This window comes from Limnospira fusiformis SAG 85.79 (genome assembly GCF_012516315.1).
In the GTDB taxonomy this organism is placed as follows: domain Bacteria; phylum Cyanobacteriota; class Cyanobacteriia; order Cyanobacteriales; family Microcoleaceae; genus Limnospira; species Limnospira fusiformis.
On record NZ_CP051185.1, the window covers coordinates 4,832,933 to 4,859,578 of the forward strand.

Genomic DNA, 26,646 nt, shown 5'->3' on the forward strand with positions numbered 1-26,646 from the left:
AACTATGAACATCACCAAACCTCTACACGCAGCCATTTTAGTCTCGGACTTGGCAAAATCTCAGCAATTTTATAGCCAGATCTTACAGTTAACTGCTGTCGATCGCCCTTTGAATTTCCCAGGAATATGGTATCAGATTGGTGATTGGCAAATTCATCTAATTGAATCTGAACAAGTAATTGGCGATCGAGTCAATGAAGCCAAATGGGGACGCAACCGACATCTAGCTTTCGCTGTGGCTGATTTGGCGATCGCCAAAGCACAACTCACCCGCCATAATTACCCGTTTCAAATGAGCGCTTCCGGTCGTTCAGCCCTTTTTGTGGCTGACCCTGATGGTAATATTATCGAATTGAGTCAAATATGAAAATTCTCGCCTATTCTTATACGGAACCGCTGTTAGAACCGCCGCCAGATCCGACGATTTGGGGATGGGATATTGATGGGATTTATCAAGATTTTGGCGATCGCCAACAACTAGAGCAAATGCTAGAAGATTGTCAACAACTACCACCCCCCAACTATTTATTAATCCAACGCTATGAAGAATTGGGTAACTCTGTCCTAGAAGTTAGCGATCGCCTCCGCCAACTCCAACACTTAAACATCCAAGTTATCGCCATTGAATCCGACCTAAAATCCTCCGATATTTCCCGTGTAGATTTAATCAAATTTATCTCGGAAATTCAACAAAGTTACCACAGCCGTTGTATCCGCCAAGGACACGCGCGCAACCGTTTAAAAGCCATTCCTCCCCCCGGAAAAGCACCCTATGGCTACCGTAGAGGAAAGGACCGCTACACCATCGATCGCAGCACCGCACCTGTAGTTAAAGACTTTTTTGAGCATTTTTTACTGTACGGTTCCCTACGCGGCGCAGTTCGGTATTTACACAAGCGATATCATAAAAAAATCTCCGTAACTACCGGGAAGCGATGGTTAATTAACCCCGTTTATCGAGGGGATTTAGCTTATCAGAATGGCGATATTATTTCTAATACTCATCTTCCGATTATTTCCCGTGAAGAAGCCGCCCAAATCGACAGGTTATTACGACGCAACCAGCGCCTCCCACCTCGCACAGCCAGCGCCCCCCGTTCTTTAGCTGGTTTAGTAATGTGTAGTGAATGTGGTTCAGGGATGACCATTAGCCGGGTAACTACACATAACAAAAAGCGAGAATATCTATATTTAAGACCTCTAAAATGTCCGCGTTTAACTAAGTGTAAATCCCTTAATTATCATGATATTTTATCGGCTACCATTGACCGAATTTGTACCGACCTACCCCCAGCAGTTGCCCAATTACAGATTCCAGATTTAGACCTATTTAAGCAGCAGATTTATGATGAAATAGCCCACAAAAAAGACATCATCAATCAACTGCCAACTCTGCAAAACACAGGAATCTTAGACAGGGAAACTGCCACCATTAGGGAATATAAATTGCGCCAAGAAATCGCCCAACTAGAGAATCAATTATCCCAACTTCCCCCAGTGAATTTACAAGCCACGGCTCAAGCGGTTTCTATCCGCCAATTTTGGCTAGATTTATCAGAAACGGAGAGGCGATTTTATCTGCGGGAGTTTCTGCAAAAAATCCAAATTATTCGCGATCGCCACCACTGGCATTTACAACTAAATTTTATTTTTTAACCCCCCAATGTATCTACTGTAATAGCCGTGGCTGCTGACCGGAACAATGATCGATTTTTCAATTGTCAGGAAGTAGAGGGGAAGTGGGAGAAGTGGGAGAAGTGGGGGAACCCGGAGGCGACAATAAAGGACTCCCTGGCTGCATTTCATTAAGCGGCTGAGAGGGGAGGAAAGGATTAATAGGAGGTTCCACCCCATTATTAGGTGTCAGTACATCAGGGGCTAATAAACCCTCAGAATCAACCGGAGAGGGCATTTCCTCAGAACTCGGTAAAGTAGCCAAAGCAACGCGATCGCCTCCCACAGCCCGCATTTTATCTAAAACCTGTACAACATCATTATAACGGGCATCTTTAGGGGCATACAGCACCACCAAACCACTAGGATTCCACCTTAAAAAACGTTCCAAAGCCCGCTGCATTTGTTGAGAATTAACCCGTTGCTGGTCAATATAAGTATCCCCTCGAATATCCACCCCAACCACCAACATTTTTTGCATCTGAGTTTCACCAGTCCCCGCCCGTGGCAAATCCACATTGATCGCCTGTTGTCGGGTAAGCTGTAGGGCTGCCAAAATAAAAAACGTCAGAATACAAAAAACCACATCAATCAGGGGTAGCAGTTCAATGCGCCCCTCATCAACCTGATAATCTATGTTAACTTTCATCAATCTGCCTCCGTGGATAGTCCCACCAAAAAGGGTGTTTGTTAGTATCTTGGTATCAATGACAAAGGTTTAATTTGCTCTGGTCGTGTTGTTGATATTATTCAAGCTCTCCTTTTTGATGTTTATCATCATCAGCCAAGCGAGAATTACCCTTAATCACAGGTTTAATTAAAGTATTTTGTTCAGCTACCGACCCAGGGAATTCTGATTGAGAGGGAGTTTCCTCATCCTCAGATTCTGAAGGTAATTTGATTAAAGGAGTTTCCTCATCCTCCGACCCCTCCTCATCCGGTAGCTTAATTAAACTACCTTTTAGGGGAAAATCCTCCTGGGGTTCTTCCGCCATCAAAGAGGAATCATTAGCCTCTCCCGGAAGCAGCATCTGAGCTTTAACCTCTGGCCAATCCTGGCGATAGAGTAATTCTAATTCATTTCCGGCTTTTCGGAAGACCTTAACTTGGCTAAAGGAAAAGCCTTGAAACAGGCGATAGAAAGCCAGACTGATAATAGCCACAATCAGGCCTGTAGCTGTACTAATCAGGGCTTCTCCAATTCCCAGGGTGACATCAGCAGCCGAAGAAGTACCAATATCTCCCAGGCGGATAGAACCCAAAGAATTAATCAGACCCAAAACTGTTCCCAACAAACCTAACATAGGGGCGAGGGCAATTACCGCCTCTAGGATTTTATCGCCCCGTCGCATAGAAACAAATTCCTCCTCAGCGGCGGCTTCCAGGGCGAGACTAAATAATTCAGGGTCTGGGGTAGCGAGTTTAAGGGGGGCATAAAAAAACCTTCCCATGGGGCGATTATTGCTTTGTTTGGCAATCTGATAAGCCATTCCCCACTGTCCCCTCCGGGCGACATCCAAAACCCGGTTGACAATTCGGCGTTCACGGGTGAGGGTATTTCCCCAAAACCACAGTCTTTCAATAATGGTACTAATGGATAAAATTGATAATACCATTAGGGGCCACATGGCTGGGCCGCCTCTCTCCAAGATTTGTTGAATATCCATATAACCTATTGTCCTTCAGATCTCCCATTAGCCAAGATTGACGAAAAAATTATCTGTTTTCCATAAACCAAAGCAATCTCAATTTTAATCGCCTTGGGACAAGTGACAAGGGGGGGAAGACAAATTCCCCCGAGAAACCCGATTCCGGGTCGCCCCCCACCATGTCAACCGAGAATGGTACTCAGGTCTAAATATTCTTCGACCACATCAGCTAAGGTATCCAGCATCAGATCTCGTTGTTCGCGATAGTTAGGAATCCCGGTGGGTAAGGTTCCTAATCCCCTTGGTTTTCGGAGATGATTTAACCAAGACCTACGCCAGGGACTATTATCAAATATGCCATGCAAATAGTGACCCCAGACGGATCTATTGCTGCTGACTACTCCTAAATCGTGATCGTCAAATAGGGGTACTGTCTCCCGTTTGTCCCAAATTTGAGTCCGCCCTTGGTGGATCTCATAGCCTTCTACGGGAAATCCGATTTCTGGATAATTCGATGTTACCAACCGCTGGCGGGAGACTTTGTCTGATAAAAGTATGGTTTTGATGGGAAGTAAACCTAAGCCGGGAAAGTCTCCGATTTTACCCTCTAAGCCACGGGGATCAGATACCTGTTGTCCTAGCATCTGATACCCCCCACAGATACCCATGACCTGACCGCCTGCTTCTACATAATCCTGAATTTGAGAAGCCATGCCACTTTTTTGCAGGGCTAGTAGATCAGCAATGGTGGTTTTAGAACCGGGGATAATTACGGCATCGGGATGTCCTAGGGGTTGATTGAGTTCGACATATTGGACTTTAACGGTGGATTCGGCATCTAAGGGGTCAAAATCGGTAAAGTTAGAAATCCGAGGAATCTTCACTATGGCGATGGTTATATCAATATTGTCGGAACGAGAACGGCGTTCCAGTAAACTGAGAGAATCTTCTGCTGGCATGGCGATATCTACCCAGGGAATTACTCCGAGGACGGGGATTCCGGTGTATTTCTCTAACCACTCAATACCAGAATCGAGCAGCGATCGCATACCGCGAAATTTGTTAATCACAATGCCCTTGATTAAGGCTCGTTCCTCTGGGTCTAGCAATTCTAGGGTTCCCACTACATGAGCAAAAGCCCCCCCACGGTCAATATCAACTATCAATATGGTGAATGCTTGCAGGTATTGCGCGACTCGCATATTGGTTAAATCTCGGTGCTTGAGATTGATTTCCGCCGGACTTCCCGCGCCCTCACAGACAATTACATCAAATTCCTTTTTCAGATAATCCAGACATTTAGTGATGGTATCCCACCCGGTATCAAAGAATTTCTCATAATATTCGGTAGCTTTGAGGGTGGCGAGTGGTTTCCCTTTCAGAATTACCTGAGAGGTCATATTTCCCTGGGGTTTTAACAAAATTGGGTTCATGGCTACATTTGGCACTAAACCCGCCGCCCAGGATTGTACGGCTTGTGCATAACCCATTTCTGCGCCGGTGGGGGTGACGTAGGAGTTTAAAGCCATATTTTGCCCTTTGAAGGGAACTACCCGCAGATTTTGACGACGTAGAATCCGACATAGGGCGGTGACGAGCATGGATTTTCCGGCATGGGATGTGGTTCCAACCACCATGATTGCTTTCATTTCGGGATTTTGACCAGAGATGCTAATTTATAGGGGAAGGCGTAACCAACGCCTCAGGGCATTACTGAGGCGATCGCTCCATGATGGGGGTTTGCTGTTATTTATATCATCGGCTAGTCGTTCTGCTACTTTTCGCCCCAGGGGAGTCAGTCGAAAACTATCGGTGATTCCCTGACCGTCTACTTCTCGCCTCAATACTCCGACTTGGATTAGCCATAAAAGGGCGTTTTCGGCTCTCAATTCCGGTAGAGGCGATCGCGTATATCCTAACTCTACACCCCGATTTCCGCTAATGGCACTCAGTTTAACGCTTTGGTCAATGGAATCGGTTAAAAGTTTGATTTGAAATGGAGAACAGCGGATGGCTCGCTGGGCTCGGGCGATCGTCCCGCTAGAATATTCTATCGACTTGGAAACCGAATTAGGGGCACTCATGGGTTGATGGGCTTTCCTCATGGCTGGTTTTGAGTATATTATCCTCCACCAGTAGACCCAAATTTTGATCGGATTGTGTAATTGATTGCAAAATATCTTAAAATAACTTCACAAATAGACAAAGCATATCAAACTCGTTTTCAGGAGGACAACCATAACATGGCTTTATCTGCTGGTACTAAGGCCCCCGCATTTACCGCTAAAGATACCAACGGGAATACGGTTTCCCTCTCTGACTTTGCTGGGAAAACTGTTGTTCTCTACTTCTACCCCAAGGATGACACCCCTGGTTGCACTAAGGAAGCCCAAAGTTTCCGGGATAACTACGAAAACTATCAAAGCCGGGATATGGTGGTTCTGGGTGTAAGCACTGATGACGAAGCCTCCCACAAGCTGTTTACCGAAAAATATGGCTTACCTTTCCAACTTTTGGCGGATACCGATGGCGCTATTACCAAAGCCTATGATGTAGATGGCGGCGGTTATGCCAAGCGTGTTACCTATATTATCAATGGCGAGGGTGTCATTGACTATGTTGATGACAAGGTGAACACCTCTACCCACGCTCAGGATATTCTTGCTAAAGTCAATTAGTGCGATCGCTAATTCAAAAAATATCCGTTTTTAACGATGAGCCACCTGTAGAGTTTTCTAGGGGTGGCTTTATTGGTGCGCCACTGAGTTATGCTAACCATTGTGGGATGTGTAATGTCAAATGCACCCTTAGACACCCTACGGTTATTACCCCTACGGTTTTTAGGAAGATGAGTGAAACTATCCTGAGCTATCTTGGTCCCAACGATATTATCATCGATCAACCTGTCGTTTTGATTGGTAACTACGCTAGTCAATACATTGATACGATTTCGGTTATGGCTGAGGATCAATATCCTTTACCTACCCAACTAAGTCCTCGATTAGGGATTTGGTTTATTCCCATGCCTAAAGGCTTTAATACCGCTGGAAAACGCTGGTTAAGAGTTCAAGGCAAAGACCAATCTGGTAAGGTTGTCGCTGACACTTGGGCTGAGTTTACTGTAGGTCATACTGGGCTTAATGTCGGTTTATCTACTCAGTTAATCGTCTTACAAAATACATCATTGAAACATCAAGCGATCGCCTCTGATAGACTAACCTCAGAGCAGAAATATGATTTAGAAATTGGCGAAATTTTAGCAGTTGATAGCTACGAACTGCAAAATGATCACTTTTATATTGAATTAACTAATCCCCTGGGTGATTTAGGGCGTTCTGGTTATTTATATCGGTCACATATTTTGCTGATACAAGGGGCTCAAATTTTATGGTTTAATCGAGATGATATACCCCCAAACCCTCCGGGAACCAAACTAATATGGGTCACTCATGATACAGTGCTTAAACGTAGTCCTGATGATAGATCCCAACTGCCGGAAAATGCCATCTATCCCCTCAGCCAAGGGAGTAGTTATCTAGCCCTAGGTTACGCCTGTGTAGCTGATCATTTTCGGGTAACACTCACCGAGTCACTTCCCGGTTATGGTCATGTAGGCTACCTGTATCGCTACCATTTGCAAATGTTTCAGGGAGACCGTGAAATCACCTTTGATCATAATGCCATTACCCTAACCATTATCAATACCACCCTGTTTAAAAAACGCCCCATTGACTCAGCTTATTTATCTCCAGAAGAACAAGTTACCCTTCCCGCCGGAATGATTTATGGGGTACAAAGTTATACCACTGAAGACGGACATCTAAAAGTAGCCTTAACTGAAAATTTCCCGGGTTTTGGTAATACCGGTTATTTCTTTCCTAATTTTGTGCAATTAAACCGGGCTACAGCTTCCTATTCTCCGACTCCTAGCCTTACCTATGAAGGCCCCCCAGAAGTGTTAATAAATACACCTGTGGTTCTGAAGGGTCAATTTGATGGTCAACAAGCGATCGCTGTTTCTTTAGTAGCCGAAGATCGTTATCCTTTAGAAGTAGTTATAAATCGACAAGCCGGAACCTGGACAGTTAATTTAGAAGCCGGATTTAGTGAACCCGGATATCGATGGCTGCGCCTTAAAACCACAGATGATCAAGGTCAACTGGTAGCCAGTCAAATTATCAATATTACCGTCAGTGAAAACGCCATGACCGTAGGGGAATCTCTACAACTTGATGTTATAGAAGATACCCTATTTAAAGTATCACCTATCGATTCTAATTTACTCGGTTCTGAACAACAAGTCACCGTCCCCGCTGGTCAAACATTTAAAGTGAGCAAATATGGTCTAGTAGATGGTCACTTAAAACTATTGTTAGAAAATGGGATTCCTCCCATTGGTTCCTTTGGCTATTTTTTCCGGGGTCATGTTCGGCTACGGAAAGGAAGCACCACCTTAGCCTTTGACATGGAGGAAGTTCCCGACACTAATATTAGCGCTCAAATGCTAGTGACCACCACTACCCGAATTAAGGCGCAACCGATTGATTCTGCCAATTTAGCACCTGATCAATTTGCTGAGTTACTGTTAGGACAAAACTTTGCTATTCGCGGATATGCTTCCTTTCAAGGTCATTTCCGGGTCACACTAGACCAATCTATCCCCGGTTTTGGTAATGTGGGTTATGTTTATTGGCAGCACGTCAGTTTATTGCGAGATGGAAAAGCGATCGCATATAACCCCGATGCTATTACCATGACCATGAGGGAAACAACCGTCCTCAAAAAACGCCCCGTAGACTCAGGACAACTAGCAGAATCAGAAAAAGTTACCCTTCCTCTGGGTCGGGTTTATGGTGTTAGTAGCTACAGTACAGATCAAAGCCATGTCCGAGTCGCCTTAACTGAAGAATTGCCGAATTTTGGTAATACCGGTTATATATTTCCCAAGTTTGTCAAGTTTCAACGGGGGGGAAAAGTTTTTGATCCGACTCCCCCACAAGTGCTAATCAATGTTCCCTATTTTTCCCAGCGAGATAATCCCCGATTTTATTGGTCTACTTGTAATGTTACCTGTATCGCCATGGTCATGCACTACTATGGTGTGCGTTCTAAATGGGGTGGACAGTTAGAAGATGAACTCTTACAGTGGTGTTTTGATTATGCTGGACAAGGTTCTCAAACTAACCATAGTGTTTTATCAGCCTTAATTCGCGCCTATGGTTTTCAAGGCAGTTTTAGCACAACTCGCCGCTGGTCTGAAGTTCGCAACGAGTTGATTAATAGTCGTCCGGTCGTATTAGCCGGAGATTTTACTCCTTCCGGTCATATTGTCACCGTTATTGGTTACAACCGATATGGCTATATCGTTCATGACCCCTGGGGAGATGCTTACACTGGCTATTCCAACACCGAGGGTCGCCGCCTTCCCTATTCTTATAGCTATCTTAATCGAGTTTGTGGACCAGATGGCAATGTCTGGGCGCATTTCATCCGACCTTAGCTCAATGACCCTCTTTTTTGACCCTGGGGCGACTTGACTGGATTTCAGGCTAAAATATAATCACGGCTAAGATCTGGTTTAGCCCCCGGTCTACAAAAGAGGGATAATTTATGTCTGATTTTCAATACTCATCATCATCTAAAATTGGGGTGCTTGGGTTAGTTGTTGCTGCTATTGCTACCATTATCTTATGGCAATTTTACTGGGGAAATTATGTCTTATATCCTTTCTCCATTTTGGCTACATGGTTTCATGAAATGGGTCATGGATTAACTGCTATTTTACTGGGAGGAAATTTTCATAAACTCTTACTTTTTCCTAATGGTTCTGGTCTCGCATATAATTCCGGTAACTTTGGTTCTTTAGCCAGAGCATTAATAGCAATGGGTGGTCCTTTGGGTCCCGCTGTAGCAGGTGGAATCTTAATATTATCTAGTCGTCGTTATCAAACAGCCCACTGGTGTTTAATGGCTTTAGGTTCGATTATGTTGCTATCGGTTTTATTATGGATTAGGACTTTGTTCGGAGTTTTTGCTATATTATTATGGGGGTTATTAATTTTATCCATTGCCTTTCAAACACCCCAAAAAATCCAGGCTTTTACTGTACAATTCATGGGAATGCAAGCCATTGTTAGTACCTACCACCAAAAACATTATTTATTTGGCAGTAGTTGGGTTAACATCAATGGTCAAAATTTGGTCTCTGATACTGCTATAATTGCCCAATACTTGTTTCTACCTCAATGGTTTTGGGCTGCCTTAATTATGGTTATTTCTACTGCTATTTTCTGGTGGAGTCTGAAAATAGCCTATGGTTCTGATGAATCAATCATCAATAATTAACCATTGATTACCCATACTCACCGCTCATTTTTGGAAATATACCACGTTAAATTACCTGCGAGTACAGATAGTATAGCTAAAGCCAAGAATACAGAAGACAGACCGAATAAGGTTTCGGTAATACCCGCCAAAGCGAGGGGTAGTGATAGGGCAATATTAATGGCGTTGTTTTGTAAGCCAAACACCTTACCACGCATTTCTTCTGGGGTTTCGGCTTGGATGGTTGTTTGCATGGGAATTCCTACCATTGCACCAAATACGCCTAGCAGCGAAATTAACCCTAAAGCGGGTGCTAGTTGCTGACTAAAAAATGCTAAACCCACCAAACAAATAGCCATGCCAATTGAGCCCAATAGTGCGATTCTAAAGTGGGAAAATTGGTGTCCGATATGACCTAAAATAGCTGCACCAATTGCCATTCCCAAGCCCGCCGCAGCCAGCAAAAAGCCAAATTGTGATGATTTGAGGTTAGGAATCAACTCCGCCACCCGAACGGCTAAAACAGCCAAGGCGGCAAAGATGGAAAATAAAATGACTAATTGCAGTAAAGCATTACGGACTCCATGATGATCTCGTAGATAGCGCATCCCCTCGCGTAAATCTTCGAGGATGTGGGGTTGTTCTTGTGAGCTAACATTTTGTTGTTCGCCAGTTTTCATCAATAGTAATAGTAAACCGGCGATCGCATATCCACTACCGACAATCAACTCTTTACCCACAGGTAATTGACTCCCCAGCCTTTCTAGCAAGGTATCGGCTAAAGCTAACAGCGGTTCCCCCACCGCAAAACCGACAATCACAGAAGCCATCATTGTAGTTGTATATAGGGAATTAGCAGATAGTAAATGTTTCCGTTCAACAATTAAAGGGATAGCCGCCTGTTCTGCGGGGGCAAAAAATTGAGTGAGAGTCGAGACTAAAAAGGTAATCAGTAATAGCAAACAGAACCCCAAGGGGAATTTGGTAAATTTCATTCCCTCAGATAGCCACAGAAGAATCGGGAGGATAAGAACCAACCCACCCCGCAGCAAATTTGTTAACACTAACACCATTTTTTTCGGCCAGCGGTCTACATAGACCCCGGCTCCTGCCCCAAATAATACAGCAGGAATGGTAAAGGCAATCATTACCGCCGAGACCCAACCGCTAATACTCTGGTTAGCCTGTTGAAACTCAGTGGAGATGACAGCAATCATTAGGACTAGGTAGACTTTATCGGCTAGTTGAGAGAAAACCTGTCCACTCCACAAGGCGAGAAAATTGCGATTTCTCAAAACTGGTAAAAATCCCCGTTCCTCTGGCTCAGGGGGAGGGGGGTCTGAGTTGGGCGGTGTCGGCGCACTAGGCTTTTTACCAGCAGTCTCTGACGAACTGTAGGAGTTACCTGTTGAACTTGAATTGTAGTCTGTGTAATCTACGGGTGTGCTTAGGTCTAAGCCGTTTCTTGTTTCCCAGTCATCCATGGAGTTGATCTGTTTAATGTTAAGATACTGAAAGCGTGCCAGACGTTCAGGCATGAAATAGGGCTGCAATGCCCGAAATAACCGCCTGGTAGGGAATTCAGCCCCTTGGTTGAATATAAGGAGCGCACTCCTGACCATCCCTATAACTGTTTATATGTCCCAATGATTAGTATCATACGATAAAAAATCAAGGCAGGGAACCCAAGGTCAATACACTCTGTAACAACTCGTAACAACTCTTAACATAACGAAATGGGACGACACAGAGATGAGGGTAACGGCGATAGCCACCCCCAGTTTCAGGACTCACACCCCTGGGATTGAAGCGGGGAACGGAAGGCGTGAAGTAGAACCAACTACCAGACGCGACCACTGCCAACCATCCATGATTAGGGAAACCGAATGTCTGGCCTGAACCATCGTAAGTAGATTGTAGCGAAATAGGTTGATACGCTGCGCTCAAAAGAGTAAGGGGAAAAGTAGGAGAATCCTTTCACTACCTACACAGACCTTTAAAGTACCCCGGTGGAGAGGACAAATCTAAAGATGGAATGCCCATATAAACGGAACGTTTTAAGTCCTCCTGGACTCTGAGAGTATGGTCGATACCTCAGTAGGGATAAGTGTAACCGCAAGTCCTAGAGGATGTGAGATGTGACCAAAAGCCAAACGCCCGGTTGTAATGACAGGGATATGCTAACGGGTCACGGTTTGATTGTAAGAATAGAGTCTAGTAGGAGTCAAAATGACGAAATCGAGAGAAAGTAAGGGATTTGGGAAACCAAAACTTACAAAGACTACGAATGTATGGAGAAGTATTAACTGGGCCAAGGTTCAGCGATACGTCTTTAAGCTCCAAAAGAGGATATTTCAAGCAGCTAAATCGGGACAGGATGCAAAGGCTAGAAAGTTGCAACGTCTATTGGTGAAGTCATATTATGCCCAGCTTCTAGCAGTGCGACGAGTGACTCAAGATAATCAAGGCAAAAAGACAGCCGGTGTCGATGGAATGAGAGTAATCTCCCCAAGGCAAAGGCTTGAACTTGCTGAGAATATTAAAGGAAATCTCAAAGCAAAACCGCTGCGTAGGGTGTGGATTCCAAAACCTGGAAGGGATGAAAAACGCCCTCTGGGAATACCCACCATCCAAGATAGAGCAAGGCAAGCCTTGGTTAAGTCGGCTCTCGAACCTGAATGGGAATCGAAGTTTGAAGGCACAAGTTACGGATTCCGTCCTGGACGGTCCGCCCAGGATGCGATAGCACGAATCTATCTGTGTATCAAACACAGCAGTTATTTTGTGTTAGACGCTGATATAACAAAATGCTTTGACCGAATAAACCATGATTATCTACTGTCCAAAATTCATTGTCCAAGCAGCTTGAAAAGAGACCTGAAACAATGGCTTAAAGCAGGGGTGCTAGATAACGGTGTATTCGAGGATACAGAATCAGGGACACCCCAAGGAGGGGTAATAAGTCCAATACTCGCCAACATCGCACTGTTGGGAATGGAGAGGCTAGTTAAGGAAATGTATCCAAATAAAGGAACAGCCATTCAGGTGAACCTTATAAGATACGCCGATGATTTTGTAGTTATATCAAAAGACCTTGAAATCATTGAACAGTGCAAGACTGCAATTTCTGAATGGTTAAAACCTGTAGGATTAGAGATTAAACCTGAAAAGACTCGAATTTGCCACACGCTCAATCCCATTGAGTATAATGGCAAGCCTGAAGAACCCGGGTTTGATTTTCTAGGATTCAATATCAGGCAATATCCGGTAGGAAAATATAAATCTGGGAAAACAGGGGGAATGGCAAGCCGATTAATCGGTCACAAAACCCACATCAAACCCAGCAAGAAAGCAGTTAAAGCCCACACTGAAGTGATTAAGGGTGCAATTAAACAACATAAAACTGCACCCCAGTCAGCCCTGATTAGCAGACTAAACCCAATCATAAGGGGATGGTCAAACTACTATTCAGGGGTAGTCTCAACAGAGACCTTCACAAAGCTAGACCACATAGTTTGGCAAATGTTGCGGGCATGGACAGAATCAAGATGCAGAAAGGCAAGTTACGATAAGCTAGGAAACTATTTCAGACATGGAACGGTTAAACTTAGTAATGGGAAAGAAAGGCATGAATCTTGGTTATTCCAGACTAAAGATGGATTCACATTATGGAAACATAATTGGACTCCAATTGTCAGACATACCCTAATACGCCCGGAAGCAACACCATACGACGGAAACTGGACTTACTGGGCAACCAGGAAAGGACAAGCAATCGACACGCCAAATAGGGTAGCAAAACTACTTAAAAAGCAAAAAGGCAAGTGTACCTGGTGTGGGCAATACTTTACCCCATCAGATATAGTTGAAGTAGACCACATTGTACCTCGAAGCCAAGGCGGAAAGGATGAATACAAGAACCTTCAGCTACTACATCGCCACTGTCACGATGATAAAACAGCTCTTGATGAAGAGAGGTTGTTGTACTCTTAACAGAGAGGCAGTCAGACTAGGAGCCGTATGAGGTGAAAGTCTCATGTACGGTTCTGAATGGGAGGGGGTGAAGGCGACTTCACTCTCGACCCCTAATCGAAACGCACGGAATTGATGACGAACTATGGCTCTTACTGATATATTACAGGCAATCTGGTCACTCTCGGCCCTAGGGTTGGTGATTTTGGTACTCCTGCACAGTCCCAAGGGTGATGGTATTGGGGGAATTGGTGGACAGGCGCAACTGTTTACTAGCGCGAAAACAGCGGAAGTTACCCTAAATCGCATTACCTGGATACTAGCAATTGTGTTTATGGGGTTAACCACGATTTTAAGCGCTGGTTGGCTTGGATAGGGATTTTGGGGTTGGTGAGGGTTCGGCTAATAGGATTGAGTCTATTTACGATTTTCCTGATCGTAGTTTACGGTTGGCGATCGCCTGCTGTTGATCTGTCAATCCCGTTTGATTCCCATCCCCTCCCCCCATCTCTGGAACAATGGCAAGATCCTACGGACAGTGGTGATTATTTCGACCAGATAGCGCCACCTACATTTGGTCATCTGGTCTGGTCTAGTTTTCCGGTTCGTGTCTATATTGAATCCCCAGAAGATCCAGGGGCTGAAAATTGGCGGGATCTGGTCTTAGATGCAGTGATGGACTGGAACCCCTATTTACCGATAGAAATTATTGAGGATAGCGATCGCGCCCAGGTCCAGATTTTTCGCCGTCGCCCTCCCCTACAACCAGGAAGGCTGCGGGCTAGTTCTGCGGAAGCCAGATATCAGCTTTTTAAACGGATTACTGGGAATGACTCTTATATTTTAGTCCATCGCTTTACTATTTGGCTGAGTCCTACCCAAAGCGGCAAGTATATTACCGCCGCCACTCGCCACGAATTTGGACACGCCCTGGGGATTTGGGGCCATAGTCCCACGGCAACTGATGTGATGTATTACTCCCAGGTTCGGGAACCTCCCCCGATCTCGCCCCGTGATGTGAATACGCTGCGACGTATTTATGAACAACCCACTCAACTGGGTTGGGCTCAAATGAAGGTCTAGCGTGTATCTCAACAAATTTGGCAAAGGGTATTGTCAAATCATATAGGCTTCTGCTAAGATACATATCTTGTGAGTAAAACTAAAAAATGCGACGGTTTTGGAGAGGTGGCCGAGTGGTTGAAGGCGCAGCACTGGAAATGCTGTTTAGGGGTGACTCTAACGAGGGTTCGAATCCCTCCCTCTCCGTTCGCTAACTCATGCGATCGGGATAAATCAAGGTGAGTTCCTTAGCTGAACCCTGGTGGTGCTAAGATATGATCTAAGAACAGTTGATTCGGTGGTAAAGTTTGTTGTTGATCTTAGCTGGTTATTTCCGTAAGGTATTAGCAGACGTTCCTCCCGGGTCTGTCGTCCCCTCGTTTATCAATGATTTTGGAGGAAACAAATGTCAATCTATGTAGGGAACTTATCCTATGATGTCACTGACGAAGATCTAAAAGAAGTCTTCGCAGAATATGGCACGGTGAAACGGGTTCATCTTCCCACCGATCGCGAAACTGGAAAGTTTCGTGGTTTTGCGTTTGTGGAAATGAATACCGAAGAAGAAGAAATTCATGCGATCGAAGAACTTGATGGTGCTGAGTGGATGGGACGAGAAATCCGAGTTAACCTAGCTCGTCCTCGGGAAGATAAGAAACCGTCTGATAGAGGGGGCCGCAAACCACGATATTAGAAAGTCCTTTGACCCGAAAAGCGATCGCCTGTCCGTGACGGCAGCGATGGGGATGTAGGCGGTTCGCAGTCCTAAACACGGCGAACTAGCGTAGCCAAATTAAGTACGGAGAACCATCTACCCAAGGAAGTATTCTAGTCTCGGAGCCATCCCGGCACAGTAAGTCACTACTGCCATGCTCGCCGCCTGCCTAAACAACTGACAAGTAATGGGAAGATGCAGAGCGTAGCTATATGGCTAGGCGATCGACTCGGAAACCAAAAAAACCAAAGTAAGCCCAATAGCTGCCAAGGCTGGAGGGCTTAGAGGGATACTTGAATGTCCCGCTGTCCCCCGTTTGAGGGTAGGCAGGAATCCCCATACTTTTAGTATTGGGGAAGTTCAAGCACAACTATGTCTTTATGAGGTAATCGTGATGGCCAAGCGTCGTAATTTAAAAAAAGAAAAGGCTGAACGCAACCTGGCCAATGCACGCCAGTATCGTAAGAGATTCAACCCCCACTCAGCTCGTAATAAGCGCTTCAACCGCAACGATCGCCCGTCTGAGGGTGAGCAAACATCTTCAGAACAAGATTCTAAGGCTGAGTAGGTGATTAGGTTGGTGATAACAACAGTTATACAAATAACTTTGATTGTTGATCACGCTTCCCAAATGTATTGGAAAGCCCAGTTTAAACCTGATTGTTTGGACAAGGTTCCAGACTAACTTAAACCCTTCCCTAGTCCTTGGGGAAGGGTTGTTTTATGGCTGATGATTCCTAAAATTGAGGCAAAAATCAATGAAAGCTAAACTCTATGATAGAATTGAAACGGTAATAGAAATAAAAGCCCATTTTGGTCGCCAAATTATCCCCAAGGGAACTGTCGGAACAGTTGTAGAATGTTATGAAAATCCCCAAGAAAGTTATTCGGTAGACTTAACTATGGGGGGTGAGTATGAAAACCTGATTCTTAACCCGGAACAATTTATGGTGATGGGAGAAACCTCTGATGAAAGTAATTTAGGCACTCTCTTTGGCGGGACTAAATACGAAGTACCCCAAGCGGTTTTAGATGCTTCTGTAGCGCCCCAATCTCAGCCAGATTCGCCAGAATTAAAGGTATAATAAAACTGCACTGATAATCTAGTCATAATCATGAAGTGGGCTGTACGCTTGTATGGGATTTTATTTGTGGGAGCAATTTTTGTAGGAATTGCCTTTCATGATGCTTTGGTAAACTCACAGGATTTTAGCCTAAGATTATTACATACAAACGACCATCATGCTCGCCTAGAATCGGTGGAAGTTGGGGATAACTTGTTAGGTGGTATTGCGCGACGAAAAACCCTAATTGATACACTCCTGGCTGAGAATGAAACGACAACCCTATTGCTAGATGCGGGGGATATTTTCCAGGGAACGCTGTATTTTAATAAGTATTTAGGTCAAGCAGATGTTCCCTTTTATAATCAAATGAATTATGCGGCTGTGGCGATCGGAAATCATGAATTTGACCGAGGACAGGAAACCTTGGCGGAGTTTATTAGAAGTTCGGCGTTTCCGATGATTTCCTCTAATCTGGAAATTGATGTCAACTCACCGTTGTCTGATTTAATCAAATCTTGGATTATTGTTCATGTCAATCGTGAACAAATAGGTATTTTGGGGTTAACGACACCAGACACGGAGGTTTTGTCTAGTCCTGGGGAAGGTATTAAGTTTCTTGATCCGATCGCCGCTGCCAAAAAAACAGTTAAAATTCTCAGAGGTCGTGGTGTAAATAAAATCATCGCCCTGACTCATTTAGGCATTTCTGAGGATATTAAATTAGCCCAACAAGTGGATGGAATTGATCTAATTGTGGGGGGACATTCCCACACTCCCCTAGGAAATATACCAGGTGCGACTCAACCTTATCCTTTGGTAGAAACTTCCCCTAATGGGGATAATGTGTTAGTGGTGACTGATTGGGAATGGGGGAAATATTTGGGGGATTTACAAGTTGTTTTTGATGGTAGAGGTCATCTAATATATTGGTCTGGTTCTCCTCATGCTGTGGATGAAAGTATTATTCCTGACCCGGATTTTGAAGCGCAATTGCAAGTTTTCCAAGCCCCCCTGGAAGAATTACGAAATAAAGTTATTGGTCAAACTGATACTGTACTAGATGGCGATCGCCGAAATATTCGCTCTATTGAGACCAACTTAGGAAATCTAATTGCTGATGCAATTCTGGCAAAAATGCAGCCAGACGGTGCCGAAATAGCGATTGTTAATGGGGGAGGAATTCGAGCCAGTATTCCGGCGGGGAATATCACCCTTGGTCAAGTTATGGAAGTTCTCCCCTTCGGAAATACGATCGCTCGTTGTGACTTCACCGGAAATCAGATAAAAAAACTGTTAGAACATGGTGTTAGTGGAGTAGAAAAGGGAGAGGGAAGTTTTCCGCAAGTGTCTGGAATTCAATTGATGTGGAATCCAGAAGCGCCCATAGGTTCGCGGATTATGTCAGTTAATGTCATCAGTCCTGATGGTAGCATGAAACCCCTAGAAGATGATGTTAGTTATCGGGTAGTTACCAACACTTTTTTAATGACAGGCGGCGATGGTTACGAAATTTTCAAACAGTCTAATAATCAGGTAGATACTGGTTTTTTACTGTCAGATGTTGTGGCTGATTATATAAGCGATCGCCCCCTGATTAATCCCCCAGTAGGCGATCGTATCATCAAAGCACCTCTTTAACCTTGCTACAACCCTTCTAAAATAGGTGTTGACACAAAATTACTGAAAGCAAACTCACCCACAGCGTGCCACTGTCGGATGCTATCTCGAAACTGTTTCCAGGGTTCATAAATATCTCGGAAAGAGGAATTACGAATAGCCATATCCTCCAGTAAATCCGTAGTTGCAGCCAGAGAAGCCTGTAAAATTTCTGGGCTAAAAGCCTTTAACTGAGTCCCCCCATCAATCAACCTTTTCAACGCTTGAGGGTTCTGGACATCATACTTAGCTAAAGTTTGAATATTAGCCGCCGACGCTGCTGTTTTCAGAATTTCCTGATACTCAGTCGGCAACCTATTCCAAGCCGTCAAATTAATCTGCAAATCAAAACTAGATCCCGGTTCCCACCAACCCGGATAATAGTATAACCTCGCCGCATTATTTAAGCCTAACTTTTCATCATCATAGGGACCAACAAACTCCGCCGCATCAATAGCCCCCCTTTCCAAAGCCAGGAAAATTTCTCCTCCCGGTAAAACCTGAACATTCACCCCCAAGCGGGAGAGAACCTCGCCACCCAAGCCAGGAATCCGCATTTTTAACCCATTTAAATCAGCGATATTATTTACTTCTCTTTTAAACCATCCCCCCATCTGAGCCCCAGAATTTCCGGCCGGAAAAGCAATAGTATTAAAATCGGCATATAGCTTATTCATCGCCTCAATACCGCCGCCATGATATAGCCAAGCCATCTGTTGCTGCGTATTAAGTCCGAAGGGAACACAGGTGCCAAAAGTCAAAGCCGGGTTTTTACCGATGTAGTAATAACTCGCCGTGTGACCACATTCGACAGTTCCCTGTTGAATAGCATCCAACACCTGTAACCCCGGCACAATTTCCCCCGCCGCAAAAGTTTGGATAGTAAATCGTCCGTCTGTTAGTTTACTGACCAATTCCGCGATTAGTTCAGCAGCGCCATATAGCGTATCTAGGGAAGTTGGCCAACTTGTAGCCATTTTCCAGCGTACCCGTGGTAAAGAGTCACTTTGAACAGCCGGACTTGTATTTTGGGGATTACAGGCAGCCAAGGCGGCGGCGGTGGCCACTCCAGTGGCAGCATAACCGAGGATATTTCGACGTTTCATAATTTTTGCTTACTTTCGGTGAGAGAAATTAGGCCAGTAGGCTTGAGTATTTCATCTAATTTTAAACCCAACGGGTTCACTGAGTCAGTTTTTGCTGATTTTTCATATCACCTAATTTAAAACTGTAACAATTTTTACATAATTTTGTATTTATCGATTTTTTTAAGTTATGGTACAGATATGAGGGAATATAGCTGGGGATCAAGAAGTTGGTCAGAACAGATCGCTGTACTGTCTAGCTTCTGGCTTCAGCCTGAACAATTAATTAATAAAGAGGTTTAATAAATTATGGTTGTATCATCCCAGGTAGCGACTACATCCCCAACTCCGGCTTATATTTGTCCATTCGATCGCACCTGTAGCTATTTAAACCAAGCGGCTGCGGAACTAGGTATGGACCCAAATATCTTGGTGATTTTAGAACATCCCCGGAAAGTCGTCACCGTTTCCATTCCGGTTAAATTAGACAATGGAAAAGTACAAATCCTCGCCGGACACCGGGTGCAGCACTGTGATGTCCTCGGTCCCTATAAAGGCGGAACCCGATATCATCCCACTGTTAATCTGGGAGAATTGTCAGCCTTAGCCATGTTGATGACCTGGAAATGTGCCCTATTAGGGATTCCCTACGGTGGCGCTAAAGGTGGGATTGCTATTGACCCCGCGCAATATAGCGTAGGGGAACTGGAACGCCTCACCCGTCGCTACACTAGCGAATTGATTAAAGATATTGGTCCGGCGATCGATATCCCCGCACCAGATATCGGCACATCCTCACGAGAAATGGCTTGGATGATGGATACCTATTCTATGAATATGGGTCATGCTGTCCTAGGTGTCGTCACCGGAAAACCCCTATCTATTGGCGGTTCAAAAGGTCGAGATATGGCGACCGGACGCGGGGTGATGATTACTGTCAGAGAAGCCTTATTAGAGAAAGGACAAACCCTAGAAGGTGTGACAATTGCTATTCAGGGATTTGGAAAAGTCGGCGGCGCAGCGGCACAACTCCTTCACGAAGCCGGGGCTAAAATTATTGCTGTTTCTGATGCCTTTGGCGGCGTTTTTGATGCTAATGGCTTGGATATTCCGGCTTTGCAATCTCATGTGAATAACCAGAAAACTGTTGTCGGTTTTCCTGGTAGCGATAGCATTAGTAATGCTGAATTACTCACCCTTCCCTGTGATGTCTTGATTCCTGCTGCTTTAGAAGACCAAATTACTGAAGATAATGCCGATCGCATTCAGGCGAAATTAGTGGCAGAGGCTGCTAATGCTCCCATTACCCTCATCGCCGACCAAATACTCGAAACGCGGGGGATTACTGTCTTGCCAGATATCCTCGCTAATGCGGGTGGTGTCGTGGTTAGCTATCTGGAATGGGTGCAAGGTCAATCTTTCCTTTTCTGGGATGAAAAACGGGTGAATCGGGAAATGGAAAAACTACTCCGTAATGCCTACCACCGCGTTAGCCAACATTCCCAACAACGGTCTGTCTCTTTGCGGCTTGCTGCCTATACTCTCGGTGTCGGTCGGGTCTCACAAGCCATGAAAGATAGGGGACTCTATCCATAAGATAATTAACAATTAATAATTAACAATTAATAATTGTTAATGTTGTCGGGGCGGGTTCCACGGTTAGTTATAGTCATCACCGATCATCTTAATAAACCCGCCCTATCTATCCCCAACAATGGATAATGTTGTCGGGGCGGGTTCCACGGTTAATTAGATTACCCACCGACCACATTAATCACCCCCCCAGAAGATCCGCAAATTAATGGATAATGGATTAATTGTCGGGGCGGGTTCCACGGTTAGTTAGATTGCCCACCGACCACATTAATCAACCTCCCAGAAGATCCGCAAATTAATGGATAATGGATTAATTATTCATTATTAATTATTAATTATTAATTGTCGGGGCGGGTTCCACGGTTAATTAGATTACCCACCGACCATCTTAATAAACCCCCCAGAATACCCGTAAATTAATGGATTAATTATTAATTATTAATTATTAATTATTAATTGTCCGGGCGGGTTCCACGCTTAGTTAGTGAGTGGGCGGTTGTCTGTTGCCTGTTGGTTGTTGGTGGCTAAAATATCCTATGATAGGAGGGGTTGTGAAAAAAATCCAAGAACTGATATTATGTCCGCCTATCATACAATTCGTATTCACGATCGCCAAAGGGATAAGTCCTACTGTGTGCAAGTTCCAGAGGATCGCTATATCCTCCCATGTGCAGAAAATCAGGGTTCAGATTTACCCTATTCCTGTCGCAATGGTGCCTGTACAACTTGCGCGGTGCGGGTGATCTCAGGGGAGTTGTATCAGCCGGAGGCGATGGGATTATCTCCAGAACTCCAAAAAGAAGGATATGCTTTGCTCTGTGTGAGCTATCCCCGTTCAGACCTGGAAGTGGAAACCCAGGACGAGGATGAAGTCTACGAACTCCAGTTTGGTCGCTACTTTGGTAAAGGTAAGGTGCGATCGGGGCTCCCCTTAGATGAAGATTAGTCTAATGCCATTGAGATTGATGCTTACCGGACTGTTACTCCTGTTGTGTTGTATCGTGGGGGTTGGGTGTTCTGAACCGCCGGAAATGCCCACAGGTATGACTGTCAGAGTAGAACGGGTGGTTAGTGGTCAGACTATAGAAATTGTCAGTCCTACCGATAATATTCCCAAGTTACAGCGGGTAAGACTGATTGGCATTAATGCGCCAGACCTAAGACAAGACCCCTGGGGAATGGAAGCTAAACGAAGGCTAGAGCAGCTTTGTCAGGGACAGCAGGTGCTATTAGAATTTGACCAAATGGAAAGCGATCGCTATGATCGCCTATTAGCATATATATGGCGCGATCAAATTCTGATTAATGAGGAATTGGTTAAACAAGGTTACGCCCTCGCCCAAGCTGGAATTTACAACAACAAATACAGCCAACGCCTTGACAATGCCCAACGGTGGGCTAGAATCATGGGGTTAGGTATCTGGAACCCAGAAGAACCCATGAGATTTACCCCCGCTGAGTTTCGTCAACAACAGTCCTGACTGAAAAAGAGCCGACAGTCTGGGGGTAGGCGGAAATTAATCAATTTCAGATTCCCCATTTGACACTCCCCGCTCTGAAGAGACGGGGATTCTTGGCTCACCGAGACCACTTAAACTAGATTCCTGGCGTCGTCTAGCCCAGAGGTGGGACTCTCCCCAAGCGTTACTTTCGGTATGCCCTACCGTAGTTGCATTTCTGCCAATCCTGTTTAGATTGAAGCAAATATACCTCAAAAACTGATTTGTCTAGTTCCTGTGAATCTTTTACCTGCTCGAAGGAGGAAGCTAGAACAATGCAGCCAAACCCCATAGATTCAATGGTCAAGGTTCAGTGTACGCCTTGAGGCAACAAGGTTTTTTAAGTGGTTGGTTACCTTTATCCACGCTCAATCGGTGTAGCATTTATCTAGTAAGCGTGTCAAGTCAAACAGCCATGTTGTTCGAGAGTTGATCAGGTCTTGGGCTGACGGGCACTAAAGTACCCGTGTCGCCTTTCATCCTTGCTCTCTTGAGACAAGGTTTTCATGCTCCAGTGCTGTTCGTATAATCAAAACTTGTCCCCAGACACAGGCTTTCCCTACTATGGGAATTATGATTGATTAATCGGGTTATCGTGTTATCTGTGAGCTGAAACTGATGGAATTTTTGCCAAAATGACTCAAGAACCATTACAAACATTTTTGGATGTGGCTACCCTAGCAGCAACTGCGGGGGGTACAGTCTTAAAGTATTACTGGGGTAATTTACAAGATATTCAAGAGAAAGGACGCTCAGGAGATTTAGTCACAGAAGCCGATAAAGCCTCAGAAGCGGCAATTTTGGAGGTTCTCAAGCGCCATGTTCCCGGTCATGGTATCCTTGCGGAAGAGTCTGGTAGTTTAGGGGATACTAGCAGTCGCTATTTGTGGGCGATCGACCCCCTCGATGGTACCACTAACTATGCTCATCAGTATCCAGCATTTGCTACCTCGATCGCTCTTTTGATTGATGGAGTCCCCCAGGTCGGTGCGGTATATAATCCCTTTCATGATGAATTATTCCAGGGTGCGACTGGTCATGGTGCTACCTGTAACGGTACACCGATCAAGGTCTCTCAAACCAATTCACTAGATCAAAGTCTATTGGTGACAGGGTTTGCTTATGACCGTCGCGAAACCCCCGATAATAATTATGCGGAATTTTGTTATCTGACTCACCTCACTCAGGGAGTCAGGCGTGGTGGGTCGGCTTCTGTAGATTTAGCCTATGTCGCCTGCGGACGTTTAGATGGTTATTGGGAGAGAGGACTATCTCCCTGGGACTTGGCGGCGGGGGTGGTCTTAGTCCAAGAAGCTGGGGGAAAGGTGACAGCCTATGATGAGAGTCCTTTTGAAATTCAATCTGGGCGAATTTTAGCTACCAATGGTTTCCTACATTCTAGCCTTAGTAAAGCCCTGTTAGAAACACCCCCCTTATCTTCCTGGTAGCCTCTGACTCCCACAGCAGAATCACCAATCAGTCAGAAAATATGTCAAAATAAGATGGAGCAGCAGTTGGGCTTGAGTGAATTGCGGTCAGACGTACACACAGATACCGCGATCCGGTTATCTCTGTGGGCTTAATTAGCTAATCATCCGTAATTGTGTCAGGCTTAACTGTTATGCTTTCCAGTTGAGGGTTATTGGAATATCCTCGATATGGTTGCATCTAGTTATCATCCCATAAATATCACTGAAAATTAGAACTTAACTTAGCATTTCTCAGATACCAAAAGGCGAATACTATGTCATTTCAAATTAATCAAGGATTATTCCAGCTTGGAATTACGGACAATTATGCTATTTTAGGTGTTAAAATAGATGCTGATTTTAATGCTATTCGCAAACAATATATGAGGATTGCGCGTCGTTTGCATCCAGATACTTCTGCTTTTCAGGAAGCGGAAGAACAAGAAATTGGTAAGGAATTATTGGCGAAATTGGTGAGTCCGGCTTATAACAAGTTTTCTAAGGATGATGAGAAACGAGAATATGAGTTGTTAATCCAAACGATCGCCGCTCGCATTAAACAAGACCCCAACAGTATTCAAATCTCCACAGAATCAGCGAAAAAACTACAGACCATAGGTGATTTTAATCAAGCATATGAAACCAGTTTACAAGAATTGGTCGAAAAACAGTATGAATCGCCGAAACAAGCCCTGGCTAGAATTGGGGAAATTAGCGAACTGAATTTAGTGTATTTAATGCGATCGCGCCCAGGTAATGCAGCCGCTACACCCACGCCGCCACCCCCACCAGCAGAAGCTAAGTCAGAGGAAGCGCCGCCACCCCGACCAGCGAAAACATCTTTTGTGGATAAGGCTTGCGATCGCGCGGTCCAGTTAATGCAAACTAGCAACTATGCTAAAGCTATTCTGGAACTAAAAGACGCGGTAAAACGGGAACCATCACACCCCCGTTGTCATGGTCTATTAGGGTTGATTTATGTGAAACAAAATCAGCCTAAATTAGGTACACCCCATATTAAAAAAGCCCTAAGTATTGATCCCAATCAGCCGGAAGCGATCGAAGCCCAACAACTAATTCAGAAAACCGCTACCACCTCTAGTGTCAAAGGTAAAAGCAAAAAGTCAGGTTCAGGAAGCGGCGGTTTATTAGGGCGACTATTTGGCGGGAGTAAGAAAAAATAAATGCCACCATGGTGAACAAATCGACTCAATTGGAGGTAAGCTGTAATAATCTGTAAGCCGTCCCCTAATTTTGTACTACTTTTTTTAATCCCATGATTCATCAACCGCCACCGGGTGCGCGAGATCTACTTCCTCTCGATGTAGCCCAAAAAATTTGGATTGAACGCCGACTACAGCAAGTATTCCACGGCTGGGGCTATCATCGCATTATCACCTCTACCCTGGAAAGGCTTGATACCCTTATGGCTGGGGGGGCGGTACAACGTTCAACAGTCATACAATTACAAGATGCAGAAAATGAAGGTTTGGGACTGCGCCCGGAATTAACCGCTTCTATTGCTAGGGCGGCGGTTTCTCGCATGGCGGGGAATGACCACTGGCCGCAACGTCTGTACTACAATGCTAATATCTTCCGCAAGGGTGGAGAGACGGGACATGGTACACAGTTAGAATTTTATCAGGCGGGAGTAGAATTACTTGGGGCTGATGGGGTCCGCGCTGACTCGGAAGTTTTACTACTGCTATGGGACTGTTTGCGATCGCTAAACTTACAAAACCCACAGTTTATCCTAGGGGAAGCTGGATTAACGCGATCGCTTTTATCTCCCTTTCCGCCACCCTTACGCGATCAGGTTCGACAAGCGATCGCTAATCTCGATAGAATTACTCTGGAAACCCTTTCCATGTCGCCAGAATTGCGACAACGGGCTTTATTCCTCTTTGACTTGCGCGGTCGTCCTGAAGACGTTTTAGCCAAGGTTTCCCAACTAGACCTAGACCACAGCCAAAGATCTGCCCTCAACAACCTAAAATCCTTAATTGATGGTCTCAATCAATATCAGAAATTGCGACCAGATACTCTATCTCCTATGTCTATCACCCTAGATCTCAGTCTGATTCAGACTTTTGACTACTACACAGGCATTGTCTTTATTGTAGTCAGTGATAGTCATTCGGGTTCACGGGTATTAGGTCGCGGCGGACGTTATGACCAGCTTTTAGGACTTTATCATCCCCAGGGAGAAACTAAACCCAGTATTGGCTTTTCCCTCACCATTGAGGAACTGCATCAGGTATTATTAGACATGGGAGAGCTTCCCTCTGATATTCCCTCCGGTGATTGTTTGGTGGTTCCCAAAACCCCCCAAGCTGAAGCCGCCGCCTTTGCTTATGCACAAGATTTGCGTCAGTCCCCCGATGCACAGGTACAAATGGAATTGAGTATTTCCGATGATTTACTCGCCCTCCGAGAGTCCGCCCGTCGCCGGGGAATTACCCAAATAGCTTGGGTAGATGAACAAGGTAATCCTACCTTAGAAGCCATCTAATTTCAGTTTACATGACACCCACAATTAATAATTAATAATTAATAATTAATAATTAATAATTAATGACCGGGTGGGGCGGGTTTATTCATCTGGTCGTGGGGAATTGAGAGTTGACAGCAGTCGGGTGGGGTGGGTTTATTCATCTGGTCGTGGGGAATTGAGAGTTGACAGCAGAACCCGCCCCGACAATTGTCAATTGTCAATTATCCATTAATTCCCTGGTGGGGTGGGGCGGGTTTATTCATCTGGTCGTGGGGAATTGAGAGTTGACAGCAGAACCCGCCCCGACAATTGTCAATTGTCAATTATCCATTAATTCCCTGGTGGGGTGGGGCGGGTTTATTCATCTGGTCGTGGGGAATTGAG

At 44.9% G+C, this 26,646-nt stretch carries 25 protein-coding genes and 1 tRNA gene; 19 read left to right on the forward strand and 7 right to left on the reverse strand.

All coding sequences use genetic code 11. From position 1 onward, the window contains the following. Positions 1-4: 4 nt before the first annotated feature. Positions 5-367, forward strand: coding sequence for a VOC family protein (locus HFV01_RS22780; RefSeq protein ID WP_006669132.1), 363 nt, complete (start codon positions 5-7; stop codon positions 365-367). Further along, positions 364-1,656 (forward strand): recombinase family protein, encoded by a 1,293-nt coding sequence (locus HFV01_RS22785; RefSeq protein WP_006621492.1) that lies wholly within the window; start codon positions 364-366, stop codon positions 1,654-1,656. Before HFV01_RS22780 ends, HFV01_RS22785 begins: the two co-directional genes overlap by 4 nt. Positions 1,657-1,714: 58 nt before the next feature. On the opposite strand, the gene HFV01_RS22790 is transcribed toward HFV01_RS22785, so the two are convergent. The 4 genes from HFV01_RS22790 to HFV01_RS22805 all read right to left on the reverse strand — a co-directional run bounded on the left by HFV01_RS22790 (position 1,715) and on the right by HFV01_RS22805 (position 5,407). Further along, positions 1,715-2,323 (reverse strand): ExbD/TolR family protein, encoded by a 609-nt coding sequence (locus HFV01_RS22790; protein ID WP_193520412.1) that lies wholly within the window; start codon positions 2,321-2,323, stop codon positions 1,715-1,717. Between the two features lie 97 nt (positions 2,324-2,420). After that, a complete protein-coding gene (locus HFV01_RS22795; protein ID WP_006621494.1) occupies positions 2,421-3,341 on the reverse strand; it encodes a MotA/TolQ/ExbB proton channel family protein in 921 nt (306 codons plus the stop codon). A gap of 164 nt (positions 3,342-3,505) precedes the next feature. Then, entirely contained in the window at positions 3,506-4,972 is a 1,467-nt protein-coding gene (gene cobQ, locus HFV01_RS22800; RefSeq protein ID WP_187757928.1) for a cobyric acid synthase CobQ, read from the reverse strand. A gap of 27 nt (positions 4,973-4,999) precedes the next feature. Further along, complete coding sequence (locus HFV01_RS22805) at positions 5,000-5,407, reverse strand: Npun_F0494 family protein (protein ID WP_228116471.1); 408 nt, start codon at positions 5,405-5,407, stop codon at positions 5,000-5,002. Positions 5,408-5,566: 159 nt separating this feature from the next. Here HFV01_RS22805 and HFV01_RS22810 point away from each other — a divergent pair, with 159 nt between their 5' ends. The 3 genes from HFV01_RS22810 (at position 5,567) to HFV01_RS22820 (ending at position 9,668) form a co-directional block, all read left to right on the forward strand. Continuing rightward, the gene (locus tag HFV01_RS22810) at positions 5,567-6,001 is read left to right on the forward strand and encodes a peroxiredoxin (protein WP_006669135.1); all 435 of its coding nucleotides are present in this window, start codon (positions 5,567-5,569) and stop codon (positions 5,999-6,001) included. Between the two features lie 170 nt (positions 6,002-6,171). After that, on the forward strand, positions 6,172-8,823 hold the full coding sequence (locus tag HFV01_RS22815) for a C39 family peptidase (protein ID WP_008057162.1): 2,652 nt from the start codon (positions 6,172-6,174) through the stop codon (positions 8,821-8,823). Positions 8,824-8,933: 110 nt separating this feature from the next. Then, positions 8,934-9,668 (forward strand): M50 family metallopeptidase, encoded by a 735-nt coding sequence (locus HFV01_RS22820; RefSeq protein WP_006621501.1) that lies wholly within the window; start codon positions 8,934-8,936, stop codon positions 9,666-9,668. Between the two features lie 17 nt (positions 9,669-9,685). Here the strand turns inward: HFV01_RS22820 and HFV01_RS22825 are convergent, their stop codons facing one another. Beyond that, positions 9,686-11,185: an MFS transporter gene (locus HFV01_RS22825; protein ID WP_035758743.1), complete on the reverse strand. Its 1,500-nt coding sequence runs from the start codon at positions 11,183-11,185 to the stop codon at positions 9,686-9,688. Positions 11,186-11,318: 133 nt separating this feature from the next. Then, positions 11,319-11,594: a hypothetical protein gene (locus HFV01_RS22830; protein ID WP_008057167.1), complete on the reverse strand. Its 276-nt coding sequence runs from the start codon at positions 11,592-11,594 to the stop codon at positions 11,319-11,321. Positions 11,595-11,876: 282 nt separating this feature from the next. Between HFV01_RS22830 and ltrA the strand changes: the two genes are divergently transcribed. The 8 genes from ltrA (at position 11,877) to HFV01_RS22870 (ending at position 18,101) form a co-directional block, all read left to right on the forward strand. Then, positions 11,877-13,640, forward strand: a complete 1,764-nt coding sequence (gene ltrA, locus HFV01_RS22835; RefSeq protein WP_193520413.1) for a group II intron reverse transcriptase/maturase — start codon at positions 11,877-11,879, stop codon at positions 13,638-13,640. A 124-nt stretch (positions 13,641-13,764) separates the two neighbouring features. Further along, a complete protein-coding gene (gene secG / locus HFV01_RS22840) occupies positions 13,765-13,995 on the forward strand; it encodes a preprotein translocase subunit SecG (RefSeq protein WP_006618748.1) in 231 nt (76 codons plus the stop codon). Beyond that, complete coding sequence (locus HFV01_RS22845; protein ID WP_006621506.1) at positions 13,983-14,702, forward strand: hypothetical protein; 720 nt, start codon at positions 13,983-13,985, stop codon at positions 14,700-14,702. Before secG ends, HFV01_RS22845 begins: the two co-directional genes overlap by 13 nt. A 99-nt stretch (positions 14,703-14,801) precedes the next feature. Continuing rightward, a tRNA-Ser gene (locus HFV01_RS22850) sits at positions 14,802-14,888 on the forward strand. Between the two features lie 199 nt (positions 14,889-15,087). Next, positions 15,088-15,375: an RNA-binding regulator gene (gene rbp, locus HFV01_RS22855; RefSeq protein WP_006670612.1), complete on the forward strand. Its 288-nt coding sequence runs from the start codon at positions 15,088-15,090 to the stop codon at positions 15,373-15,375. A gap of 415 nt (positions 15,376-15,790) precedes the next feature. Further along, positions 15,791-15,964, forward strand: a complete 174-nt coding sequence (locus HFV01_RS22860; protein ID WP_006621508.1) for an Asl3888 family RNA-binding protein — start codon at positions 15,791-15,793, stop codon at positions 15,962-15,964. Positions 15,965-16,154: 190 nt separating this feature from the next. Further along, positions 16,155-16,481, forward strand: a complete 327-nt coding sequence (locus HFV01_RS22865) for a DUF4926 domain-containing protein (RefSeq protein WP_006621509.1) — start codon at positions 16,155-16,157, stop codon at positions 16,479-16,481. 30 nt (positions 16,482-16,511) lie between these two features. Further along, on the forward strand, positions 16,512-18,101 hold the full coding sequence (locus HFV01_RS22870) for a bifunctional metallophosphatase/5'-nucleotidase (RefSeq protein WP_006621510.1): 1,590 nt from the start codon (positions 16,512-16,514) through the stop codon (positions 18,099-18,101). Positions 18,102-18,106: 5 nt separating this feature from the next. On the opposite strand, the gene HFV01_RS22875 is transcribed toward HFV01_RS22870, so the two are convergent. Continuing rightward, positions 18,107-19,225 carry a TRAP transporter substrate-binding protein gene (locus HFV01_RS22875; protein WP_006621511.1) on the reverse strand — a complete coding sequence of 373 codons (1,119 nt, stop codon included), beginning with the start codon at positions 19,223-19,225 and terminating at the stop codon, positions 18,107-18,109. Between the two features lie 288 nt (positions 19,226-19,513). On the opposite strand from HFV01_RS22875, the gene HFV01_RS22880 reads away from it, so the two are divergent. The 6 genes from HFV01_RS22880 to HFV01_RS22905 all read left to right on the forward strand — a co-directional run bounded on the left by HFV01_RS22880 (position 19,514) and on the right by HFV01_RS22905 (position 26,280). Further along, positions 19,514-20,800: a Glu/Leu/Phe/Val family dehydrogenase gene (locus tag HFV01_RS22880; RefSeq protein WP_006621512.1), complete on the forward strand. Its 1,287-nt coding sequence runs from the start codon at positions 19,514-19,516 to the stop codon at positions 20,798-20,800. 577 nt (positions 20,801-21,377) lie between these two features. Then, positions 21,378-21,746: a 2Fe-2S iron-sulfur cluster-binding protein gene (locus tag HFV01_RS22885; protein ID WP_006670614.1), complete on the forward strand. Its 369-nt coding sequence runs from the start codon at positions 21,378-21,380 to the stop codon at positions 21,744-21,746. A gap of 4 nt (positions 21,747-21,750) precedes the next feature. Further along, positions 21,751-22,281: a thermonuclease family protein gene (locus HFV01_RS22890; RefSeq protein ID WP_006670615.1), complete on the forward strand. Its 531-nt coding sequence runs from the start codon at positions 21,751-21,753 to the stop codon at positions 22,279-22,281. A gap of 653 nt (positions 22,282-22,934) precedes the next feature. Then, positions 22,935-23,747 carry an inositol monophosphatase family protein gene (locus HFV01_RS22895; RefSeq protein ID WP_006621515.1) on the forward strand — a complete coding sequence of 271 codons (813 nt, stop codon included), beginning with the start codon at positions 22,935-22,937 and terminating at the stop codon, positions 23,745-23,747. A gap of 296 nt (positions 23,748-24,043) precedes the next feature. Further along, the gene (locus HFV01_RS22900) at positions 24,044-24,952 is read left to right on the forward strand and encodes a J domain-containing protein (protein WP_006670616.1); all 909 of its coding nucleotides are present in this window, start codon (positions 24,044-24,046) and stop codon (positions 24,950-24,952) included. A 92-nt stretch (positions 24,953-25,044) separates the two neighbouring features. Then, positions 25,045-26,280, forward strand: a complete 1,236-nt coding sequence (locus HFV01_RS22905; protein ID WP_008057191.1) for an ATP phosphoribosyltransferase regulatory subunit — start codon at positions 25,045-25,047, stop codon at positions 26,278-26,280. Positions 26,281-26,646 lie beyond the last annotated feature (366 nt).

Bases quoted from the DNA above. Each gene is read 5' to 3' on its own strand.
- HFV01_RS22780 (WP_006669132.1), top strand. From the start codon at position 5: ATGAACATCACCAAACCTCTACACGCAGCCATTTTAGTCTCGGACTTG.
- HFV01_RS22785 (WP_006621492.1), top strand. From the start codon at position 364: ATGAAAATTCTCGCCTATTCTTATACGGAACCGCTGTTAGAACCGCCG.
- HFV01_RS22790 (WP_193520412.1), bottom strand. From the start codon at position 2,323: ATGAAAGTTAACATAGATTATCAGGTTGATGAGGGGCGCATTGAACTG.
- HFV01_RS22795 (WP_006621494.1), bottom strand. From the start codon at position 3,341: ATGGATATTCAACAAATCTTGGAGAGAGGCGGCCCAGCCATGTGGCCC.
- cobQ (WP_187757928.1), bottom strand. From the start codon at position 4,972: ATGAAAGCAATCATGGTGGTTGGAACCACATCCCATGCCGGAAAATCC.
- HFV01_RS22805 (WP_228116471.1), bottom strand. From the start codon at position 5,407: ATGAGTGCCCCTAATTCGGTTTCCAAGTCGATAGAATATTCTAGCGGG.
- HFV01_RS22810 (WP_006669135.1), top strand. From the start codon at position 5,567: ATGGCTTTATCTGCTGGTACTAAGGCCCCCGCATTTACCGCTAAAGAT.
- HFV01_RS22815 (WP_008057162.1), top strand. From the start codon at position 6,172: ATGAGTGAAACTATCCTGAGCTATCTTGGTCCCAACGATATTATCATC.
- HFV01_RS22820 (WP_006621501.1), top strand. From the start codon at position 8,934: ATGTCTGATTTTCAATACTCATCATCATCTAAAATTGGGGTGCTTGGG.
- HFV01_RS22825 (WP_035758743.1), bottom strand. From the start codon at position 11,185: ATGCCTGAACGTCTGGCACGCTTTCAGTATCTTAACATTAAACAGATC.
- ltrA (WP_193520413.1), top strand. From the start codon at position 11,877: ATGACGAAATCGAGAGAAAGTAAGGGATTTGGGAAACCAAAACTTACA.
- secG (WP_006618748.1), top strand. From the start codon at position 13,765: ATGGCTCTTACTGATATATTACAGGCAATCTGGTCACTCTCGGCCCTA.
- rbp (WP_006670612.1), top strand. From the start codon at position 15,088: ATGTCAATCTATGTAGGGAACTTATCCTATGATGTCACTGACGAAGAT.
- HFV01_RS22860 (WP_006621508.1), top strand. From the start codon at position 15,791: ATGGCCAAGCGTCGTAATTTAAAAAAAGAAAAGGCTGAACGCAACCTG.
- HFV01_RS22865 (WP_006621509.1), top strand. From the start codon at position 16,155: ATGAAAGCTAAACTCTATGATAGAATTGAAACGGTAATAGAAATAAAA.
- HFV01_RS22870 (WP_006621510.1), top strand. From the start codon at position 16,512: ATGAAGTGGGCTGTACGCTTGTATGGGATTTTATTTGTGGGAGCAATT.
- HFV01_RS22875 (WP_006621511.1), bottom strand. From the start codon at position 19,225: ATGAAACGTCGAAATATCCTCGGTTATGCTGCCACTGGAGTGGCCACC.
- HFV01_RS22880 (WP_006621512.1), top strand. From the start codon at position 19,514: ATGGTTGTATCATCCCAGGTAGCGACTACATCCCCAACTCCGGCTTAT.
- HFV01_RS22885 (WP_006670614.1), top strand. From the start codon at position 21,378: ATGTCCGCCTATCATACAATTCGTATTCACGATCGCCAAAGGGATAAG.
- HFV01_RS22890 (WP_006670615.1), top strand. From the start codon at position 21,751: ATGCCATTGAGATTGATGCTTACCGGACTGTTACTCCTGTTGTGTTGT.
- HFV01_RS22895 (WP_006621515.1), top strand. From the start codon at position 22,935: ATGACTCAAGAACCATTACAAACATTTTTGGATGTGGCTACCCTAGCA.
- HFV01_RS22900 (WP_006670616.1), top strand. From the start codon at position 24,044: ATGTCATTTCAAATTAATCAAGGATTATTCCAGCTTGGAATTACGGAC.
- HFV01_RS22905 (WP_008057191.1), top strand. From the start codon at position 25,045: ATGATTCATCAACCGCCACCGGGTGCGCGAGATCTACTTCCTCTCGAT.